This is a genomic window from Pseudomonas sp. NPDC087185, from assembly GCF_044744955.1.
Taxonomy (GTDB): domain Bacteria; phylum Pseudomonadota; class Gammaproteobacteria; order Pseudomonadales; family Pseudomonadaceae; genus Aquipseudomonas.
On sequence record NZ_JBIUZK010000003.1, the window covers coordinates 892828 to 910392 of the forward strand.

General features: G+C 62.7%; 13 protein-coding genes and 1 riboswitch. Of the genes, 6 read left to right on the forward strand and 7 right to left on the reverse strand.

What is annotated here, in order from left to right:
- Positions 1–72 precede the first annotated feature (72 nt).
- From ACIPIJ_RS14385 to ACIPIJ_RS14400, 4 genes are all read left to right on the forward strand, one after another.
- Complete coding sequence (locus tag ACIPIJ_RS14385) at positions 73–852, forward strand: VacJ family lipoprotein (RefSeq protein ID WP_401077498.1); 780 nt, start codon at positions 73–75, stop codon at positions 850–852.
- Positions 845–1078 carry a hypothetical protein gene (locus ACIPIJ_RS14390; protein ID WP_401077500.1) on the forward strand — a complete coding sequence of 78 codons (234 nt, stop codon included), beginning with the start codon at positions 845–847 and terminating at the stop codon, positions 1076–1078. Before ACIPIJ_RS14385 ends, ACIPIJ_RS14390 begins: the two co-directional genes overlap by 8 nt.
- A gap of 142 nt (positions 1079–1220) precedes the next feature.
- Positions 1221–2456: an MFS transporter gene (locus tag ACIPIJ_RS14395; RefSeq protein WP_401077501.1), complete on the forward strand. Its 1236-nt coding sequence runs from the start codon at positions 1221–1223 to the stop codon at positions 2454–2456.
- A gap of 36 nt (positions 2457–2492) precedes the next feature.
- The gene (locus ACIPIJ_RS14400; protein WP_401077503.1) at positions 2493–3266 is read left to right on the forward strand and encodes an AraC family transcriptional regulator; all 774 of its coding nucleotides are present in this window, start codon (positions 2493–2495) and stop codon (positions 3264–3266) included.
- On the opposite strand, the gene ACIPIJ_RS14405 is transcribed toward ACIPIJ_RS14400, so the two are convergent.
- Both ACIPIJ_RS14405 and ACIPIJ_RS14410 read right to left on the reverse strand, forming a co-directional pair.
- Positions 3251–4222: an aliphatic sulfonate ABC transporter substrate-binding protein gene (locus ACIPIJ_RS14405; RefSeq protein ID WP_401077505.1), complete on the reverse strand. Its 972-nt coding sequence runs from the start codon at positions 4220–4222 to the stop codon at positions 3251–3253. The genes ACIPIJ_RS14400 and ACIPIJ_RS14405 overlap by 16 nt on opposite strands.
- 15 nt (positions 4223–4237) lie before the next feature.
- A complete protein-coding gene (locus tag ACIPIJ_RS14410) occupies positions 4238–5200 on the reverse strand; it encodes an ABC transporter substrate-binding protein (protein ID WP_401077507.1) in 963 nt (320 codons plus the stop codon).
- Positions 5201–5450: 250 nt separating this feature from the next.
- Here ACIPIJ_RS14410 and ACIPIJ_RS14415 point away from each other — a divergent pair, with 250 nt between their 5' ends.
- Both ACIPIJ_RS14415 and mtlD read left to right on the forward strand, forming a co-directional pair.
- Positions 5451–7364, forward strand: a complete 1914-nt coding sequence (locus ACIPIJ_RS14415) for a tyrosine-protein phosphatase (RefSeq protein ID WP_401077508.1) — start codon at positions 5451–5453, stop codon at positions 7362–7364.
- 375 nt (positions 7365–7739) lie between these two features.
- Positions 7740–9881 (forward strand): bifunctional mannitol-1-phosphate dehydrogenase/phosphatase, encoded by a 2142-nt coding sequence (gene mtlD, locus ACIPIJ_RS14420; RefSeq protein ID WP_401077509.1) that lies wholly within the window; start codon positions 7740–7742, stop codon positions 9879–9881.
- Positions 9882–10011: 130 nt separating this feature from the next.
- Here the strand turns inward: mtlD and ACIPIJ_RS14425 are convergent, their stop codons facing one another.
- The 5 genes from ACIPIJ_RS14425 to vasI form a co-directional block, all read right to left on the reverse strand.
- Entirely contained in the window at positions 10012–10956 is a 945-nt protein-coding gene (locus ACIPIJ_RS14425) for an AraC family transcriptional regulator (RefSeq protein ID WP_401077511.1), read from the reverse strand.
- A 105-nt stretch (positions 10957–11061) separates the two neighbouring features.
- Entirely contained in the window at positions 11062–11439 is a 378-nt protein-coding gene (gene crcB, locus ACIPIJ_RS14430; RefSeq protein ID WP_401077513.1) for a fluoride efflux transporter CrcB, read from the reverse strand.
- A 73-nt stretch (positions 11440–11512) separates the two neighbouring features.
- Positions 11513–11574: riboswitch (Fluoride riboswitch) on the reverse strand.
- 60 nt (positions 11575–11634) lie between these two features.
- Positions 11635–15249 carry a type VI secretion system membrane subunit TssM gene (gene tssM, locus ACIPIJ_RS14435; protein ID WP_401077515.1) on the reverse strand — a complete coding sequence of 1205 codons (3615 nt, stop codon included), beginning with the start codon at positions 15247–15249 and terminating at the stop codon, positions 11635–11637.
- 5 nt (positions 15250–15254) lie between these two features.
- On the reverse strand, positions 15255–16706 hold the full coding sequence (tssA, locus tag ACIPIJ_RS14440) for a type VI secretion system protein TssA (protein WP_401077516.1): 1452 nt from the start codon (positions 16704–16706) through the stop codon (positions 15255–15257).
- Positions 16694–17281: a type VI secretion system-associated protein VasI gene (gene vasI / locus ACIPIJ_RS14445; RefSeq protein WP_401077588.1), complete on the reverse strand. Its 588-nt coding sequence runs from the start codon at positions 17279–17281 to the stop codon at positions 16694–16696. The genes tssA and vasI overlap by 13 nt, the downstream gene beginning before the upstream one ends.
- Positions 17282–17565 lie beyond the last annotated feature (284 nt).

The window sequence follows — 17565 nt, forward strand, 5'->3', positions numbered from 1 at the left end:
GAAGTAAACCGGACATTTCCAGGCAAACAAACGCCCGCACCATCGGCGCCAGTTCTTGTCAGGAATGTGCCCATGCCCACCCCACCCTTTGCCTGGTTTTCAGCCCGTAACGCGCTACTGGCCGTGTCATTGCTCGCTGCCGGAGGCTGCAGCCAGCGGCCGCCTGCCGGTGCCTGTGGCCCTGTGGCGTATCAGCTGAGCGACCCGGCCGAACCCGCCAACCGCGCCGTGTTTGCCTTCAACCGCAGTGTCGACGATTACCTGCTGGCACCGGTCGCCCGTGGCTATACCGCAATGCCCGACTTCACCCAGCAGGGCGTGCACAACTTTGCCGCCAACTTCGGCGAACCCAAGGTCTTCGTCAATGACCTGCTACAGGGCAACGGCGAGCGGGCGATGACCAGCCTGACGCGGTTCATCTTCAATACGACGCTGGGCGTGGCAGGCCTGATCGATGTGTCGGGCAAGATGGGGCTGGCCCGCCACACTTCGGACTTTGGCCAGACGTTTGGGGTGTGGAACATCGCCGATGGCCCGATCGTCGAGCTGCCGCTGCTGGGCTCGCACAACCTGCGCGATGCCACCGGCCGGGTACTGGGCATGGCGGTCGACCCGTTTGGCGACAACAGCGATACCGTCGATACCCTGAGCAACGTGGCCACCGCAGGTGGCGTAGTGGATGGTCGCGCCGAACTACTGCCGGTTACCGACTGGCTGCGCACCTTGCCTGATGACTACCTCGCCGTACGCGACTACCGCGCCCACTACCGCGCCGAGCGTGTAGCAGAGGGCAAGGTTGGCTCGCCAGGCAAGCGGCCGACGAGCTGCCCAGGGGAGCACGCGGATGAGTGACGCCCAAGCCCCGCTGGTGCTGTTCAGGAACCTGGAGAGTGATGCCGGGCAGCAGTTGCTGCACGAGCTTGAGGCCCGGGTCTCGGACGATGGCCAGCACTTCATCGTGAGCCGTTATCGCGAACGGTATGGCGACGGCAATAGCGCCCAGCGTCACGAAGTGCACCGTCGCGTGCCCATCGCAGCGCTGCTCAGGTGGATGGCCAGGGAAAGCACGGCACGCTAGCCATCCTGCGCCCTTTGTACCTGCCGCAACGAATGTCCGAAACGCGCTAGTGGGTGCCTGTTCGACGTGAGACAGACAAAAGCACCGCTGGATATCCTTCAGCGGCAATGCCTTGCTATCACTCGACAAAAGAGCCTCGCTTATGACGACTTCTGCCGCCACCTTGGCCTCGCCCACCGCGCCCGCCGATCAACCCCAAGGGTTCCTGGTCCGCATCGTCGGCGCCGCCGCCTTCGCCCACTTGCTCAACGACCTGATCCAGGCCGTACTGCCGTCGATCTACCCCATGCTGAAAAGCGACTTCTCGCTGAGCTTCGCGCAGATCGGCTGGATCGCGCTGATCTACCAGGTGACCGCCTCCCTGCTGCAACCCTGGGTAGGCATGTACACCGACAAACACCCACAGCCCTACCTGCTGCCAGCCGGCATGCTGGTAACCCTGGTGGGCATCGCCCTGCTCGCCTTCGCCGGCAGCTATGAAATGCTGCTGGTGGCTGCCGCAGTGGTCGGGGTAGGCTCGGCAACCTTCCACCCCGAAGCCTCACGGGTGGCGCGGATGGCGTCCGGCGGGCGCTTCGGTACCGCACAATCCACCTTCCAGGTGGGCGGCAACACCGGCTCGGCGATCGGCCCCTTGCTGACTGCGGCCATCATCATCCCCTACGGCCAATCAGCCATTGCCTGGTTCATGCTGGCAGCGGCCCTGGCCGTTTGCGTACTGCTGCGGGTGACCGGCTGGACCATCCAGCACGGCCAGACCCAGCTCAAGGGCTTTGCCGGGCAGCAGGCTCAGGGCCTTTCCAAGGGCGCCATGTGGCGCGCGGTGGGGGTCATCTGCGTACTGATGTTCGCCAAGTTCGTGTACATCGCGTCGTTCACCAACTACTTCACCTTCTACCTGATCGAGCACTTCGGCCTCAGCGTGCAGCAAAGCCAGCTGTACCTGTTCGTGTTCCTTGCCGCCGTGGCGCTGGGCACTTTCGCGGGTGGGCCGGTGGGCGACCGTATCGGGCGCAAGGCGGTGATCTGGGTGTCCTTCCTGGGCGTTGCGCCCTTCGCCCTTGCCCTGCCCTACGCCGACCTGTTCTGGACGGCAGTGCTGGCAGTAGCGATCGGCCTGGTGATGTCTTCGGCGTTCGCCGCGCTGGTGGTGTATGCCCAGGAAGCCGTGCCAGGGCGCGTCGGCATGGTTTCCGGGGTGATGTTCGGGCTGATGTTCGGCATCAGCGGCATCGGCGCCGCCGGGCTGGGCGAGCTGGCCGACCGGCATGGCATCGAGTGGGTGTATCAGGTGATCTCGTTCCTGCCACTGCTCGGCCTGGCCACCGCACTGCTGCCGGCGACCCGCTCGAAGGCACGCCCGGCGACCTGCTGCTAAGATGGCCACGCGGTATTCAGCCGGTACGGGGGCGACATGTTCAAGCCGTTGAAAGACATGCTGGTGGAGGTTGATGAATGGACCTGGGAGGTCGGTAGCCGTGCAACCGACTACCCGCCGGATTGGTACATCGCCCCGCACTCGCATGCCAAGCATCAGCTGATCTATGCCATCAAGGGCCTGATGATCGTCGAGTCGCAGGCCGAGTGCTGGACCGTACCGACCAGCCGCGGCATCTGGATGCCCTGCGGGCAGGAACACGCCATTCGCTGCGTCGGCGACGTGAAGATGCGCAGCGTGTTCGTGCGCCCTGATGCCGCCGCAAACCTGCCACGCCAGAGCAAGGCAATCAGTATTTCGCCACTGCTCAGCGAGCTGATCAAGGCCTCTGTGAACGTCAGCGGGCCGTTCGCCGAGGACTCGCGCGAGTCGCGCATCATGCGCCTGATCCTCGACGAGATCAGCGTGCTGCCCACCCTGCCACTGAAGCTGCTTCACCCCAGCGACCCACGCTTGCGGACCATCTGCTCGGCCTTGCAGCACAAGCCGGACGACCCGTCCACCGTGGCCGACTGGGGCGTGCACCTGGGCATCGACGAGAAGACCATCCAGCGCCTGTTCCGCAAGGAAACCGGCATGTCCTTCGGCCAATGGCGCCAGCAGGCGCGGCTGATGCAGGCGCTGGAGCGCATCGCCCTGGGCGAGCGCATCATCGACGTGGCGGGCACGCTGGGCTATGACAGCCCCAGCGCCTTTGCCAGCATGTTCAAGCGCCAGTTCGGCACCACGCCCAGTCAGTTTTTCAAATAGTCCCCACGCGGCTCGAACACGGTCACCGCGCGCGCATCCAAAGGCTTGGGCAGCAAGCCTTCGCGGTAGAAGGCGTCGGCGATGCGCTGCTGCTCACCGAGGTTGTCCCGCTGCACCGGCTGCACGTCGTAGCTGCGGCGGGCGTTGGCCTGCTGCACGGTGGCGCTGTCCAGGTTGCCCCACAGCGGCCCGAGCACGCGCGCAGCGGCTTCAGGGTTGGCCTTGGTCCAGGTGCCCACTTCACGCAGCGCCTGGTAGACCTGCTGCAACACGTCGGGGTGCGCCTTGGCATAGTCGCTGCCGGCCAAGTAGTAGCGCTGGTAGCTGGCCAGGCCATTGCCGTCGGCGAGCACGCGTGCATTCTGCTGGCGCTGGGCGCTGGCGACGTACGGGTCCCAGGTTACCCAGGCATCGACCTTGCCGTTTTCGAACGCAGCGCGCCCGTCTGCGGGGATCAGGTACGCCGGGGTAATGTCCTTGAAGTTCAATCCGGCCTTGGCCAGCGCCTGGATCAGCAGGTAATGGCTGCCGGCCGCCTTGGTCACCGCCACACGCTTGCCCTTCAGGTCAGCGAGCGTCTTGAGCGGCGAGCCACTGGGCACCAGGATAGCCTGGGCCGCAGGCGACGGCGCCTCACGGGCAAAGTAGGTGAGCGTGGCGCCCGCCGCCTGAGTGAACACCGGCACGGTGTCGGCGACGTCCGCCGACAGGTCGACATTGCCCAGGTTCAACGCTTCGAGCAGCGGCAGCCCACTGGGGAACTCGTGCCAGCTGACACGAATCCCTTCGGCCTGCAGGCGTTGCTCCAGGCTGCCACGGGCCTTGAGCAAGGTCAGCAGGGTCGAGGACTTCTGGTAGCCGATGCGCAGGGTTTGTTCGGCGCTGGCGAGTGACGGCAGCAGGCCGCCGATCAGCAAGCCCAGGGCCAGGTGGCGCAGGCGTTTGCGGTGCGACATGGGGTGTTCTCCGGGTCAGTGTTGGGCCAGCGCGCCGGTGCTGGGCACGGTGAAGCCGTTGGCGAAGGTCGGGGCAACGTCGAGGCGCTCACTCATCAAGCCGTGGGCGTGATAGAAGTCGGCGGTGTCCTGCTGCTCGGCGATGGTCGTGGCATCGATGGCTTGCCAACGCAGCTGACGGCGTTCGAACTGCAGGCGGGCGGCGTTCTCGGGGAACCCGATGATGGCGGCGAGGGTTTTCGAGTAGCTGTCCAGGTGCTGGTTGGCCCAGACCTGGGCATTGCTCAGGCGCGCCAGGTAGTCCTGCAGTGCGGCGCGCCGCGCCGGGTCATCAAGCGCCTTGTCGGTGGCGGCCAGGAAGCTGTTGCCGCTGGACAGGCCGCGGCCATTGACCAGCACCCGGCCCTGCCCGCTCAGCTCGGCCAGCGCGGTGTAAGGCTCCCAGGTCGACCAGGCGTCCACCGAACCGTTGGCCAGGGCGATCTTGGCATCGACCGGGCCGAGGAAGCGAAAGTCCACGTCCTTTTCCGTAAGGCCCGCCTGGTCCAGCGCCTTGAGCGCCAGGTGATGGCCGATTGAGCCGCGCCCGGTGGCAATCCGTTTGCCTTTGAGGTCGGCGGCAGTGTGCAGCGGTGCATCCGGGCGCACCAGCAAGGCGGTGCCATAGGGGTCGGACTTGTCCACGGCAATCGCCTTGACCGGCGCGCCGGACGCCAGCACGAACAGCAACGGTGCATCGCCGATGATGCCGGCATCGATTGCCCCGGCATTGAGTGCCTCGGCCAGCGGCGCTGCGGCAGGGAACTCCGCCCAGTGGATGTCGTACGGCAGGTCGCGCAGGGCGTCGGCGGCCTCCAGCTGGGCACGCATGTTGCCCTTCTGGTCACCGATGCGCAGGGTCAGGCGTTCGGCAGCGAAGGCCTGGGTCGCCAGCAAGGTGCTGGCGATGACAATCAACAGCCGGGATCGAATGGACATCCGCTGCTCCTTTAGTGTCCTTTGGGGGAGCAGCGAATGTAGCGGCGCGCAATAAATAAATGAAATTAATTTTAGGAATAACCTAATATGCAAAAAATTAGTTAATAAACAAACCTCATCGCACCAGACGGAAAACGCAGCCTGCAGACAGATTGCGCAGGCTTTTGCCTCGCACTGCAATATGTAACACCCAGTTTCATATTGCCCCCGGAGAGTAGCCAGACCCCTGCACTCCACCGAGGCCATTCCCGTGCTGCAACGCCTGTTCTGCTCCCTGTCCCTGCTCACCCTCGCCATCTCCACCGCCCACGCCGCCGACGCGCTCGACACCCCGCGCCTGGCCGGCATGGACAACTTTCGCGACATCGCCGGTACCACCACCGCCTACACCACCCGCCATGATGGCGTGATGCGCGCCGGGGTGTTCTATCGTGCCAACGCCCTGACTCCGACCACCGCCGACCTCGCCGTGCTCAACGGCCTGGGCATCAGCGATGTGTACGACCTGCGCACCCCGAGCGAAATCGCCGACACCCCCGACACCCTGCCCGCCGGCGCCCACTACACCAACATCGACATCATCGGCAGTACCACCTCGGGCTCGAACATCACCAACATTTCGTTCTCCAGCGCCGCCCAGGCGCGGGCGATGATGGAGGAAACCAACCGCGCCTTCGTCAGCGATGCCGGCATGCGCGGGCAGTTCACGGTGTTGTTCAACGAACTGGCCAGCGCCGACGGCGCCGCCCTGTTCCACTGCACCGCCGGCAAGGACCGCACCGGCTGGACGGCCGCCGTGCTGCTGAGCATCGCTGGCGTCGACGACGCGACGATCATGAGCAACTACCTGGCCACCAACGACTACACCGCCGCCCGCGTGGCCGCGACCCTGGCCGCCATGCCCGCGAGCATGGCCGAGGTGTACGCGCCGCTGCTGGGCGTAGAGGCCAGCTACTTGCAGGCCGGCCTGGACGAGGTCACGGCCGAATACGGCAGCATGGACAACTACCTCAAGCAAGGCCTGGGCCTGACCCAGGAAACGATCTACGTGCTGCGCGGCAAGATGGTGCGCTACGGCACACTGCCGGGTGAAGCCGGCCTGCTGGGCAACGCCGCCGCCGGTGCGCAACTGCTGCGGCAACTGCAGGACACCCCGCTGTCGGGCACCTACAGCGCCTACAACTACTACCTGCAGTCAGCCATCGACGCCGGCACCCTGGGCGGCGTGGAAGCGACCGTGGGCGGCCAGGTGCACGCCGACGCCGCCAGCTACCTGCTGCGCCAGGGCGCGATGATCGACCGTGCAGCCTCGCCCTTCACCGATGCCAGCGGCCTCAAGGCCGGCCAGTCGCGCCTGTGGAGCACCGCGCTGGCCGGCTACCTGGGTACCGACGGCTCAGCCCACGCCGCCAGCAGCAACGAGCACAGCCAAGGCTTGATGATCGGCATGACCCAGCGCTTTACCGAGCAGCTCAGCGCCCATGCAGGGTTTGGTTACAGCAGCGGCAACGTCGGTGGCGCCGGCGGCGAAGCGGACACCGACCTGACCTTCCTCAGCCTTGGCGCGCGCTTCGCCCCCGACAGCCTGGAACACGGCCTGTTCATCGAGGCGGATGCCAGCGCCGGCTACCTCGACTACGCCAGCAAACGCGAACTCGGCGGCGGCCTGGGCACGGCCAGGGGCGACAGCCACGGCACCCTGGCCGGCGCGAGCCTGGCGTTGGGCTACCGCCTGAGCACAGGCGCCCTGGTGCTGGAGCCGAGCGTGGGTGTACGGGCCAGCCGCGTGGACCTGTCCGGCTTCACCGAAAAGGGGAGCGAACTGGCGCTACAAGTGGACGACCTTCAGGAAACCCGGCGCAGCGCGGTGGCCAACCTCAAGGCATCGTTCACCCCTATCGTCATGGGCAGCTGGCAGCTGGTGCCGGGCGTCGAGGTGGGCTACGAACATGCCCTGGGCGATCATCAGGTGGACAGCGAAGGCCACCTGCTGGGGCTGGACATTCAGCAGCGGGCGGCCTTCGACAACCGTGACCAATTCAACGCCGGCGTGAACCTGATGGCCAACCTGGGTGCGCTGAGTGTCGGCGCCGAAGTGGCGGCCTTGAGCGGCGGCGACAGCCATGGCGTCAGCGGCAGCCTCAAGGCCAGCTACGCGTTCTGAGCAAAACCTGGGCCTTGCATGTGATCACACATACATGCAAGGCTGAAAAAGGAATACCCGTCACTGAACAGGAAGCTCATCACCCCATGTTTGGAATCACACGTATCCATCGCTACTTGCGCTCACTGCCTGCAAACCGAACTGCAGCCAGTGGGCGTGAAGTCAAAGTCAAACAACGCGCCCGCCGCACCTCAACGCTTGTAGACCTCCTCTGTAAACCCCGCTCCGTCCCGCCCTACCTCTGCGTCACCGCTGAGCGCCCTCCTGTCGACCGTGTGCCTCCCACCTGACTGATCTCACTGCAGATTTGCGTAGCAGTCGCTTGTGCCCGTTGGCAAAGCGGCAGGGTTCACGAGACAAACAGGCATATACCCCATGATTTTCTTTCAAGGTAAACGAATTTTCAGCGCCATCTTCGACATGGACGGCACCATGTTCGACACCGAACGCTTGCGTTTCAAAACGCTGAAGCAAGCCTCGCTGGAGATTTTCGGCACGGCACTCAGCGAGCAGACGCTCATCGGCTCACTGGGCCTCAGCGCGAAAAAGGCTGAAGCGCTGGCCAAGGCGCACAACGGTGAAGACTTCCCGTATGCGCAAATTCGCAAACGCGCCGACCAACTTGAGCTGGAGCACGTGCGCAATCACGGCGTGCCGATCAAGGCAGGCTTGCTGGAAGTGCTGGAACGGCTGCGCAAGTCAGGGCTGACGATGGCGGTCGCCACGTCCAGCCGCCGGGCCATCGCCGAGGAATACCTGATCAATGCCAATGTGCTGAAGTATTTCGACGTCACCGTCTGTGGCGATGAAGTCAGCCAAGGCAAACCCCACCCCGAGATCTTCCTGCGCGCTGCCAGTGCGCTCAATTGCGAGCCGGGCCAGTGCTTGATGGTCGAAGACTCGGAAAACGGCCTGCTGTCGGCCATACGCGCCGAAGGGCAAGCGATCCTGATCGAAGACATCAAGCCACCAGCGCCTGAGGTCAAGGCTGGCGCGTTCAAGGCCTACAGCAGCATGAACGCATTCCTCGCCGACTTGAGCGAGTGCGTCCCCGACCTGGGCATGCCAGACCTGCACGCGCCCTTTCCCGCCTCACTGAACCAGTTCCGCGTCGGCATCCATGGTTTCGGGGCCATCGGCGGCGGTTACCTGACCCAAGTGTTCTCCCATTGGGACGGCTACACCCGGCCGTGCGAAATCATCGCCGCCACCCGTTCGCGCATGCTGCGGGAAACCGTCAGCGCGTTTGGCCGCTACAGCGTGCGCTATGGGGCCAGCTCGTTCGACCAGACCATCGAAAACGTTCGCATGATCGACATGGACGATGACGCGGCGGTGATCGAGATGTACAACGCGGCTGAAATCATCGGCCTGAGCTTGCCCGAGCAGGCCATCCGCAAACAGGCCAAGGTCATCGCCAAGGGCCTGCTGCGACGCTTCGAGCGCCGTGGCCGCGCGCTGACCATTTTGACGGTGCTGAACAAGATTGGCGGGGCAGCGTTCGTGCGGCTACACGTACAAGCGGAGCTTGAATTACTGTGCCCGCCCGCCATCAGTCAGCAGATCCTGGAAAAGACCCATTTCGCTGAAACCGTGGTCAGCCGCATCGTCTCCAAACTGAGTAATGACGCGCTGGTGCGACAACTGCGCATCAAGTCGCAGATGTTCCAGAACAGCCTTGAAGGCGAGCCCGTGCACGCCGGCAAGCCCGCTGCGCCGGTACCCGAATACGAACGACTGATCGGGCGCTTCCGGCCCTTCGCACAATCCAGTAGCGCGATGAGCCAACTGCACCTGATCCTGTTCAACAGCGAACCCGACATGACGCTGTACGTCGAGCGTGGCAGCGACTTGCTGGAGCGGCTGCGCCAGGTGAAAACCGTCACCGACATCGGCTTGATCCAGGTCATCAAGAACCGGCTGTGGAACGGCCCACATGCCATCATCGCTTGGTACGCCAGCGTGCTGGGCTATGACTGGGTAGGCCAGGGCATGGGCGATGCGCGGGTGAGTGCGCTGGCCGAGCGCCTGATCAACCAGGAGGTCGCCCCCGCACTGACGGCCGAACACCCACAGATGGCAGACGTGATCGGCAGTTTTGCGCAAACCTTTCTGGAGCGCTGCAAAACCTCGTTCAAGGACCCCTGCACCCGGGTAGGCCGCGACCCGCTGCGCAAGCTTCAGCGCAACGAGCGCATCCTCAGCAGCGTGGACCTTGCCCGCAAGCATGGTATTGCAACGCCGGGCCTGGCCTTCGGCGCCGCCCTGGCCGTGCACTATGCGTTGCATTGCGCTGACAGCAAGGACCTGGAAGCGCAGCTGATGAAACGGCTGTATCAGGATAACGGCGACAGCCTCGAGGCCGTGCTTACCCACGCGGGTGACTACAACGGCAAGCCTTACCCTGGCATGGGCGCGATTGCCGATGCCGAACTGATTGCGGCTATCGCCGAACATTTTGAGCAGTTGCAGCAACCCCATCCGCGCTCAGCCAGAGGCCATTTGGCGGTTGTGTAAAGGCGGTACACGCCTGCGTATGACCATGCTTGCCAGGCATTTGCACAGACCCTGTGGGAGCGGGTTTACCCGCGAATACGTCGGTGAATCCACGTTTGAATTCGCGGCTAAAACCGCTCCCACAGGGCACCTACCCCTGGCATCCCCTGACCTGCGCCGGGCTCACCCCAAACGCCTGCTGAAAATACTGCGCAAACCGCCCCGCATTGCTGAACCCGTGCCGCAAGGCCACCTCTGCCACCGACACGCCCTCCCCGTTCGCCAGCAGCTGCCGCGCCTGCTCCAGCCGCACCTGCCGCTGATACCCGACAATCGACGTGCCGGCAAACCGCCGAAAGCCCTCCTGCAGCGCACGCAAGCTGACATTTACCCGCGCCGCCAGCTCGCTGCCGCTGACCAGGCTGAGCGGGTGCTCACGGATGTAGGCCATGGCCGTCTTCACATGCCTGGGTGCGATCGAAGGGACAGGGCTGCGCAGCGCCTCGCTGTAATTGTGCGGCCAGGTTTCCAGCACCGCGTCGACCAGCATCTCCTGCAGCCGCACCGGCATAAGCAGGCCGGTACTGATCAGTTGATCGAACGCCGTGCCGGTGGCCATTTCGAGCAAGGCGCGGATGCCCTGAAAAGCCGCCTTGCTGAGGTCCACCACCGGGGCAAAACGGATCGGCGCCGCCAACGGCCGCCCCAGCAACGCCGACAGGCGCTCGGCAAACAACCCACGGCGGATCGACATGCCGCATTGCGCATGGCCCTCGGCAAAGCGCACCGAACGGATATCCAGCTTGTCGACCGCCAGCCCCACCTGCGCCCCGCCAATCGACTCGCCGCGGTGTTCGAAGATGATCTTGCCCGCCGTGGGCAGCACAAAAGTGATCTCGTCCTGCGGCGTGGGCAAGGCGATGGTGAAGTCGCCCTGGTAATGCATACGCCGCACGCTCATGCCCTCGAAGCGGCCATACACACCGCCGATGACGATACCCTCCCCCAACCGCGGCATGTCGGCATACAGGTTGCCGTGCAGCTGGGTGAACAGCGCGGCAAAGTCGTCGCTGCGCATGTTGTCGGAGCGGAGCATGAACGTTTTGCGGGTCGTGCTGGCGTACACCGTGTCGCACACCTTGTGTCGGAAAAGGGACCCGCACGCTAGCAACCGCACATGACAGCCACGTGACGTGCCGGCTCAACCCAGCCAGCGCACCAGCGCAAAGCCGGCAAAGGTCATCAGCAACGACCCCAGCACATGCGCCGACACCGTGGCCATTGCCCAACCGTAACGGCCATGCATGAGCATCGACAGCACCTCGGCGGAAAACGTCGAGAAGGTGGTCAGCCCCCCGCAAAAACCGGTGGTGATCAGCAAGCGCCAGGCCGGGTCGAGGTGGGGCCAGCGCATGAAGAACGCCATGGCCCCGCCAATGACGAAGCCACCGACCAGGTTGACCAGCAAAGTGCCGAACGGCATGCCCGCGAACAGCGAATTGAGGCGTAAGCCCAGCCACCAGCGCAGCACACAGCCGGTGCTGCCGCCGAGGATTACGGAAAGGAGGGGAAGGTACATTTGAGAAACTCCACAGGGTGTCGAATGGCCCTGTGGGGGGACGCCGGGCAATAGCCTACGCGCCCTTTCACAGGGGGGCGTAGGCATCATCAGCGCGGGGGCGGTTTGGGGAGGAATGCCATCTCCGGATGGCTGGAATGCTAATGGGCTGTGGCGGGTATTGCAATGCTTCCGTATCACGGCACCTGGTTGTCCTCACAACGTTTCCGCAATCCTGGAATCAGACTGCTGCAATAAGCCACGCGGCAACCTGAAACCTTTGAAAGGCTCCTGGGTTATGGGGTTGAATGCCTTTTCCGAACTCAGCCGATAGCGCATCACGCCATCCCCAGTCCTGAAACTGAGGTCCACACTCGTCGTCGTACGGGCGTTGAGTGAACCGCGGCTGAGCAGACGGAACATCGACCAAGGGCCGCGGTACTCGAGGCTGCTGCTGTTACCGTTGAGCCGCAGCAAGGTTAGATTGCTGCGCACCTGTTGCCCCTGTGTGTTAGGCCATATCACCCCGGCAATCTGGCTAGGCCCATGGGTATAGCTGACAAGCTGGCCATCGAGATCGAGCAGGCTGGTGCGCTGGTTGGCACTTAGCCCCAGGGGCTCGATGCTGAACTGCACACTGAGACTGCCACGCTGGTCGAAAAAGGTTTCACGAATACGGTCCGCCGCCTGCAACTGTTCGAGTACATCATCACGGATCAAGGCGCCGCCATGGCTTTCGGCATAGAGTGCATCCAGGTTGTCGTTGAGGAAAACCTTGAGGTATTGGTCCTGAAACTGTCGAAGCCGCCCTTTCGGCCCGAAAAACGCCTCGAAATCGTCCAGCGAGGCATCGGGAGCACGCACTGCGAATGGGTAACGACCTGCCAGTCTCTGCTGGAAGAAGCTGTAGACATCGGCATCCCACCGCCGCTCCAGCTCGCGCAATGCTTCGACGATCAAAACCTGCGTAAGCTGGTCGGCAACTTTCCTCACCTGCTGCCTGATGGGCTCAGGCAAACCGGTTGCTACCCTTTTCAACGTGGCAATCGGATCCGGCCCGCTCATCGAAAAACGCTGCAGCACTGCATGCAGGGCAGCCCTGCCTTGGTCCGGGCTGCCTTGAACGGCTTTGGCATAGTCTTGAACTGCAACAATGGCCGCCAGCGTTTCATCGTAGTAGCTCGGAGCGTCACCTTTCGCTTGCAGCATGCCGTTCATGCTGGCAAATGCCCGACGAATTCCCATCGCCTGTTGCCCCTCAGCGCTTCTGCCCATGCCTCTCGCCAAGGCGACAGCCGCAGGCTCCTGCTCGGCGCTTGCCGGCGGATAAAGAGCGGTATTGTCCCGGACCGTTTCCAACAGTCGGTACAGGGGCGCTGCAGGCCCTGTCAGATGATCCAACACCGAGACGCCATGATTCAGGTCGTGGAAGTCAACCACGGCGAATGCATTCAGCGCCTGCCGCCAGCTGTTGATGTAATCCTCGCTGTAGAGGCTGCGAATCTGCTCAGTCAGCGCTTGGTGGTCGGCATCCGAGTAATCGATCTGTTGCCGCTCGCCCAAGGCCCACTGGTCGATCATCGCCATGACAGTGACCTGTTGACTGCGTGGCTCGAAGAATTCCCTGAAGCCTTTGGCCGTCACCAGTGGCGCCAGCACGGTATCGCCATGTTCATCGGCGCTACCGAGCAAGGGCTGGTAGATGACATCGAAAGCAGGCCCGACCTGGCGGCGCAAATCCAGGCCTGTGTGCATCTGCTCCTGCGCCTGCTGCCTGAGGCTGGCGTAAACCCGCTGCGGCAAAGGGACCTTGCGCAATTGCTGTTGGATTTCACTGACACGCTGGCGATACTGCGGCAGATCTGTGTCTGCATAGGCCAAGGCGTACTTGAGGTGGCGCATGAGGTTTCGCTGAAGCTCCCCTTGCCCGGGGAACACCCCCTGCCATTGATGCGCCATCCAGTCCTCGACCAAGCCGGGGCGCCGGTTTTGCCGATCCTCGATCATGCGATAAACCCTGAGCGCCGCCATCTGTTGCTCGCTGCCATCGGGTGCGGCGCTCATGGCTTCGAGCACGCCACTGGCAAGCGCTGGCAAGAAGCGCCGCGACAGCAGGCTGAGGTAGGTCTCGTCGACCAGCGGCCCAATCAGATAGCCCTGATTAAGGCCGAGATCAGCCAGCCTCAACCATGCCGAGCGGTAGTCGCCAAACACCGACACCGCGTCACGGATCTGATTCAGCGGAGCGAGCAGATTGCGCCCGGTTGGGTCGAGCCGCTGATCGACTGCCTGAATGCCGAATGTCTGGCTCTGGGCCAGAACAGTAGCCGCCTTGCTTGCGTTGATGTCGAAGTAGTGATTCCAGCTGGCGCCGGCTACCGCCAATGCCAGCACCCCTACGGCAGAACCGGTCCACAGCAACTGGCGCCTGCTGCGCGCCACTCTGATGTTATCGCCAGCCAGGCCTTCTTCCCGATACACGACGCGTGACAAGATCTGTTGTGCGAAATACACCAGGCTCTTGCCTTGCGGCTTACTCTCACGCAGCGGCAGCTCCATTTTATAAGGCTGCGCCGCCTCATGAATGAAGGTGTTGTACATAGTCCCTTGCTGCTGCACCGACGACCAGAACAATCCACGAACCAACGCGGGTGTGGTGAAGCGGTCGCTTGCCAGTACGTCCCGCAGAAAACAGAACAACGCAGGGCGCAGGCCGATCAACTGACATTGCAAAGATACGAGACGCTCACGCTCAGAGCTGCTCGACAGGGTCAGGCTCGCCAGGACCTGCTCATCCAGCAAGGCAATGAATTCATCGTAATGGGTGGCAAGTTCATCCAGCCATGCATCGAAGGCACTCAGCGCATCCAGCTTGAAAGTGAAGCCTAATATCTGCTCGCGCTGCGCATCACTCAGGCGGGCGAAGAACTCGTCAAAACCGTCCACCAGATCAAACTTGCTCAGCACCACGTAAAGGGGCAAGCGTGAACCTGACTGGCTGCTCACTTCATGAAGGCGAGTACGCAGCAGATACGCAAGTTCCATGCGCTGTTGCGGCGTGGCATGCAACAAGGATGGCAGGTCGATGACCAGCAACAGGCCATTGAGGGCTCGCCGACTGCGGTTACGTGCAAGCCAAATCAGCAGATGGTTCCATAGCTGCGCGTGGGTGCCTGGCGGCATCGCAGGCACCTCATCCAGCTCGGCGTCGTCCACTTTCTTGCACCCGCTCGTTGAAGGCTGGCTGATGAGCTCTCCTGGGGGATCCAGGATCACAGCATCATTGCTGATCCACCATCCCACTGGATAGGCGGCTTCGTGCTCCTGTCGCCCACGTGCCTGATTCCGGCTGATGCGGCTGAGGGAGAAACGTTGATCGGCGCGATCGACAAAACGGCTTTTGCCTGTGCTCTCCACCCCCACGACCAAGTACCAGGGCAATCGGTACAGCGCCCCCCGGCCACCGACGTTGTCGAGGTAGTTGGCCAGCGCCAGGTTCAACGCGCGCTCCTGCTCCAGCACGTAAGGCAAACAGGGATCAGCCTCGACCTGCGCTTCCTGCCGACGCTGCGCCTGCAATCGGCGAAACCGGGTTCGCAGCACCGCCAACCAGCACAGCAGGGGTATCAGCACCAGAACCAGGCTGGCGACACTGCGCTGCGCGACACTGGTCAGCGGGTGCTGACCTCGCCAGTTCCACTGCGGGCCCAGCCACCAGATAAGTACCAGCATCAGCAGGGCACCAAGCCCCAGCAGCAGCGGCATGGCCAGCCCTACTCGCGTGACCAGCGGCAAGCCCCAACGTTTGAATAATGTCCAGAGTTGACTCATACGGACTACTGCTCCTTGTTCCGATCGATCAGCGTGGATGTCGCTTCGTACTGCTGGAGCCTCTGAAAGACTTCCGGCTCCCACTGCTCCGCAGTCATCTGCTGCATGGTCCTGGCAACACCGACGCACAGATCCCGGGCAAGCCAGGACACACCACGTGCGGCAAGCAGATCAGCGGCGATCACCGTGCTGTGGCTGCGCTCGCGAGGCGAGCGGAAATCGGCCTGCAAACCCTGCAGTTTCAGAAGCACCGGCTCGACACCTGCAGCATCCAACTGGTTGACCAACTCTTCACGCAGGTTGCGAAACTCCTGGCTGACACCTTGCTGGTCGCTCTCGGTCTGATCGCCTTTGAGCCAGGCCAGGCATGGCGCGTCGACAAACGCCGAGCCATCGCTGAAGCTCAACTGCTGCAATGCCGGCAAGCGCCTTACAAAGCGCGCGGTGGTGCTGCGAATGGCTTCGGCTACATCGCTCATCGCCAGGTGCGTTGCAATATTGGCGGCCAGAAAGCTGCCCCGAATCCAGTACGGCGAAGCCGCAACGCTCTTCTCGACCCGCAGCAGCAAGGGGGGGTCAATCGCCCCAACGACGATCGCCTCTTCATATCCCGCAGCAATGTCCGCCGGGACCCTCATCAGTTCGGTTCGGTGGTCCTGCCTGGCAGACGGGGCAGCCTGAATATGGGCCCAAAGACCAAACCGACGCAGTTGATAGCCTGTCGGGTCGTAAACATCCTGCTGGTTGATAAAGTCGGCCATGCTCAGCAAGGCACGTCGAGTCTCGCGCTCGTTTCCCAGCGAAAGGCTCGGTTTGCTCTGCACAAACGCTTCGGCCAGGGGCGCGGCAGCTACTGTGGACAGGGGTGCCTGAATGGCTGGGGCTTCAACATCGCTGATGGCTGCTTGTGAGTGTTTCAACAGCAATCGCTGCAACTCGGCCAGAACAGCCTGATCGAACTTCGCCGATGACAACTGCAAGCCTGTCAGTGCTTTCTGCGCGGCATCCGTGCAGGCCGCGGTGTAACTGAAGCGGTCGAGCCGCGGCAACGTTTCGGCCAGGCGCTTGAACAGCAACTCGACCAGCTTGCGTTTGCCCAGCAGGCCTTGCGGCCCAGGCTTGGGGTAAGCGCATTCCCAGTAGTGTTCGACCATTCCGGCCAGTAACTGCAAGGTGTAGTTCCAGTGCTCCCAGCAGCCGTTTCGCAGCCATGCGACACCCAGGTGCACGACGATGCGCAAATGCTTGCACTGCTGGCTCAGGTACTCTCGAGAAGCCTCCTCGATGTATAGCCAGTCGATGGAGGTCTCGTGCAAACCGCCAAGCTTGACCATTTCCTGATCGATCGCCTGATAGGTATCGTCCTCAATGTCGAACAGTCCACATGGCAGCTTCGGATCGACAGGTGCAAGCAACCGGGCGATCTCCTCCGCCGAGGCTGGCGCTACCAACGACATGCTTTGCGCGCCTGATCGATCAGTGGATCCAGGCCTTGGGCATCGAAGGTCAGCCCATCGAACCTAGGATGATCGCTCACGACATGGATGCGATGGGCGCCAAACAACCGCCGGATCTGCTCGATGGCCGGCAACCCACGGCCGGCATCGAGCACCTGGCCGTTCTCCATCACCTGCCAGGCCGAAGCCTCGGTCGTCTCGCGCTCCGTTCGCAACTGCACGTTGACCCACTTCGCTTCAATCGGCTGGCCGCTGATCAATTGCAGCCTTGAAATGTTCTGCACACAACTGATAGCCAGGTAAGGACGCGGCTCGACAGCCACAATCGCGGGCGCCGCGATCAACAATGACTCTGGGTGCTGGCCGCTCAGGCGGAAGGTAAGGTCATCTCCCGTACGCTGGGCCTCGCTGGCCATCACGCGCAATACGCTAGGCGCATCGTGCTCAGGCGCTGACCAGGGCTGAGTCGTCACGCGAGCGGGAGTTCCAGCCGCTTCATCGAAGCAGGCCAGGCGCTCAAGGTTGGACACAATGCGCGGGCAATCACGAGGCGCACCGGCCAAGGCATGCCCCATGCAGAATGCAAGCGAAAGACCAACGCCATAAGAACATCGGGTAAACACCAGGTCATCCCTCCTTGAGTAATGCATACACGTGAAATGAATGTTACCCAGCATCACCAGCGCGATGTAAAACAGCTCAAAGCAAGTGAGCAAATGGATTTGCACGCAAGACTAAAACACGCGAAAGAAAGTATACAAATAAATATTTTCTTACAGTTTCAGAGTCGACTTTAAAGCCTTTTGCAATGCAAGGTTTTATATAGATCGATCGAGCGATACCCAAACTTTAAAATAGC

Bases quoted from the DNA above. Each gene is read 5' to 3' on its own strand.
- ACIPIJ_RS14385 (WP_401077498.1), top strand. From the start codon at position 73: ATGCCCACCCCACCCTTTGCCTGGTTTTCAGCCCGTAACGCGCTACTG.
- ACIPIJ_RS14390 (WP_401077500.1), top strand. From the start codon at position 845: ATGAGTGACGCCCAAGCCCCGCTGGTGCTGTTCAGGAACCTGGAGAGT.
- ACIPIJ_RS14395 (WP_401077501.1), top strand. From the start codon at position 1,221: ATGACGACTTCTGCCGCCACCTTGGCCTCGCCCACCGCGCCCGCCGAT.
- ACIPIJ_RS14400 (WP_401077503.1), top strand. From the start codon at position 2,493: ATGTTCAAGCCGTTGAAAGACATGCTGGTGGAGGTTGATGAATGGACC.
- ACIPIJ_RS14405 (WP_401077505.1), bottom strand. From the start codon at position 4,222: ATGTCGCACCGCAAACGCCTGCGCCACCTGGCCCTGGGCTTGCTGATC.
- ACIPIJ_RS14410 (WP_401077507.1), bottom strand. From the start codon at position 5,200: ATGTCCATTCGATCCCGGCTGTTGATTGTCATCGCCAGCACCTTGCTG.
- mtlD (WP_401077509.1), top strand. From the start codon at position 7,740: ATGATTTTCTTTCAAGGTAAACGAATTTTCAGCGCCATCTTCGACATG.
- ACIPIJ_RS14425 (WP_401077511.1), bottom strand. From the start codon at position 10,956: ATGCTCCGCTCCGACAACATGCGCAGCGACGACTTTGCCGCGCTGTTC.
- crcB (WP_401077513.1), bottom strand. From the start codon at position 11,439: ATGTACCTTCCCCTCCTTTCCGTAATCCTCGGCGGCAGCACCGGCTGT.
- tssM (WP_401077515.1), bottom strand. From the start codon at position 15,249: ATGAGTCAACTCTGGACATTATTCAAACGTTGGGGCTTGCCGCTGGTC.
- tssA (WP_401077516.1), bottom strand. From the start codon at position 16,706: ATGTCGTTGGTAGCGCCAGCCTCGGCGGAGGAGATCGCCCGGTTGCTT.
- vasI (WP_401077588.1), bottom strand. From the start codon at position 17,281: ATGGGGCATGCCTTGGCCGGTGCGCCTCGTGATTGCCCGCGCATTGTG.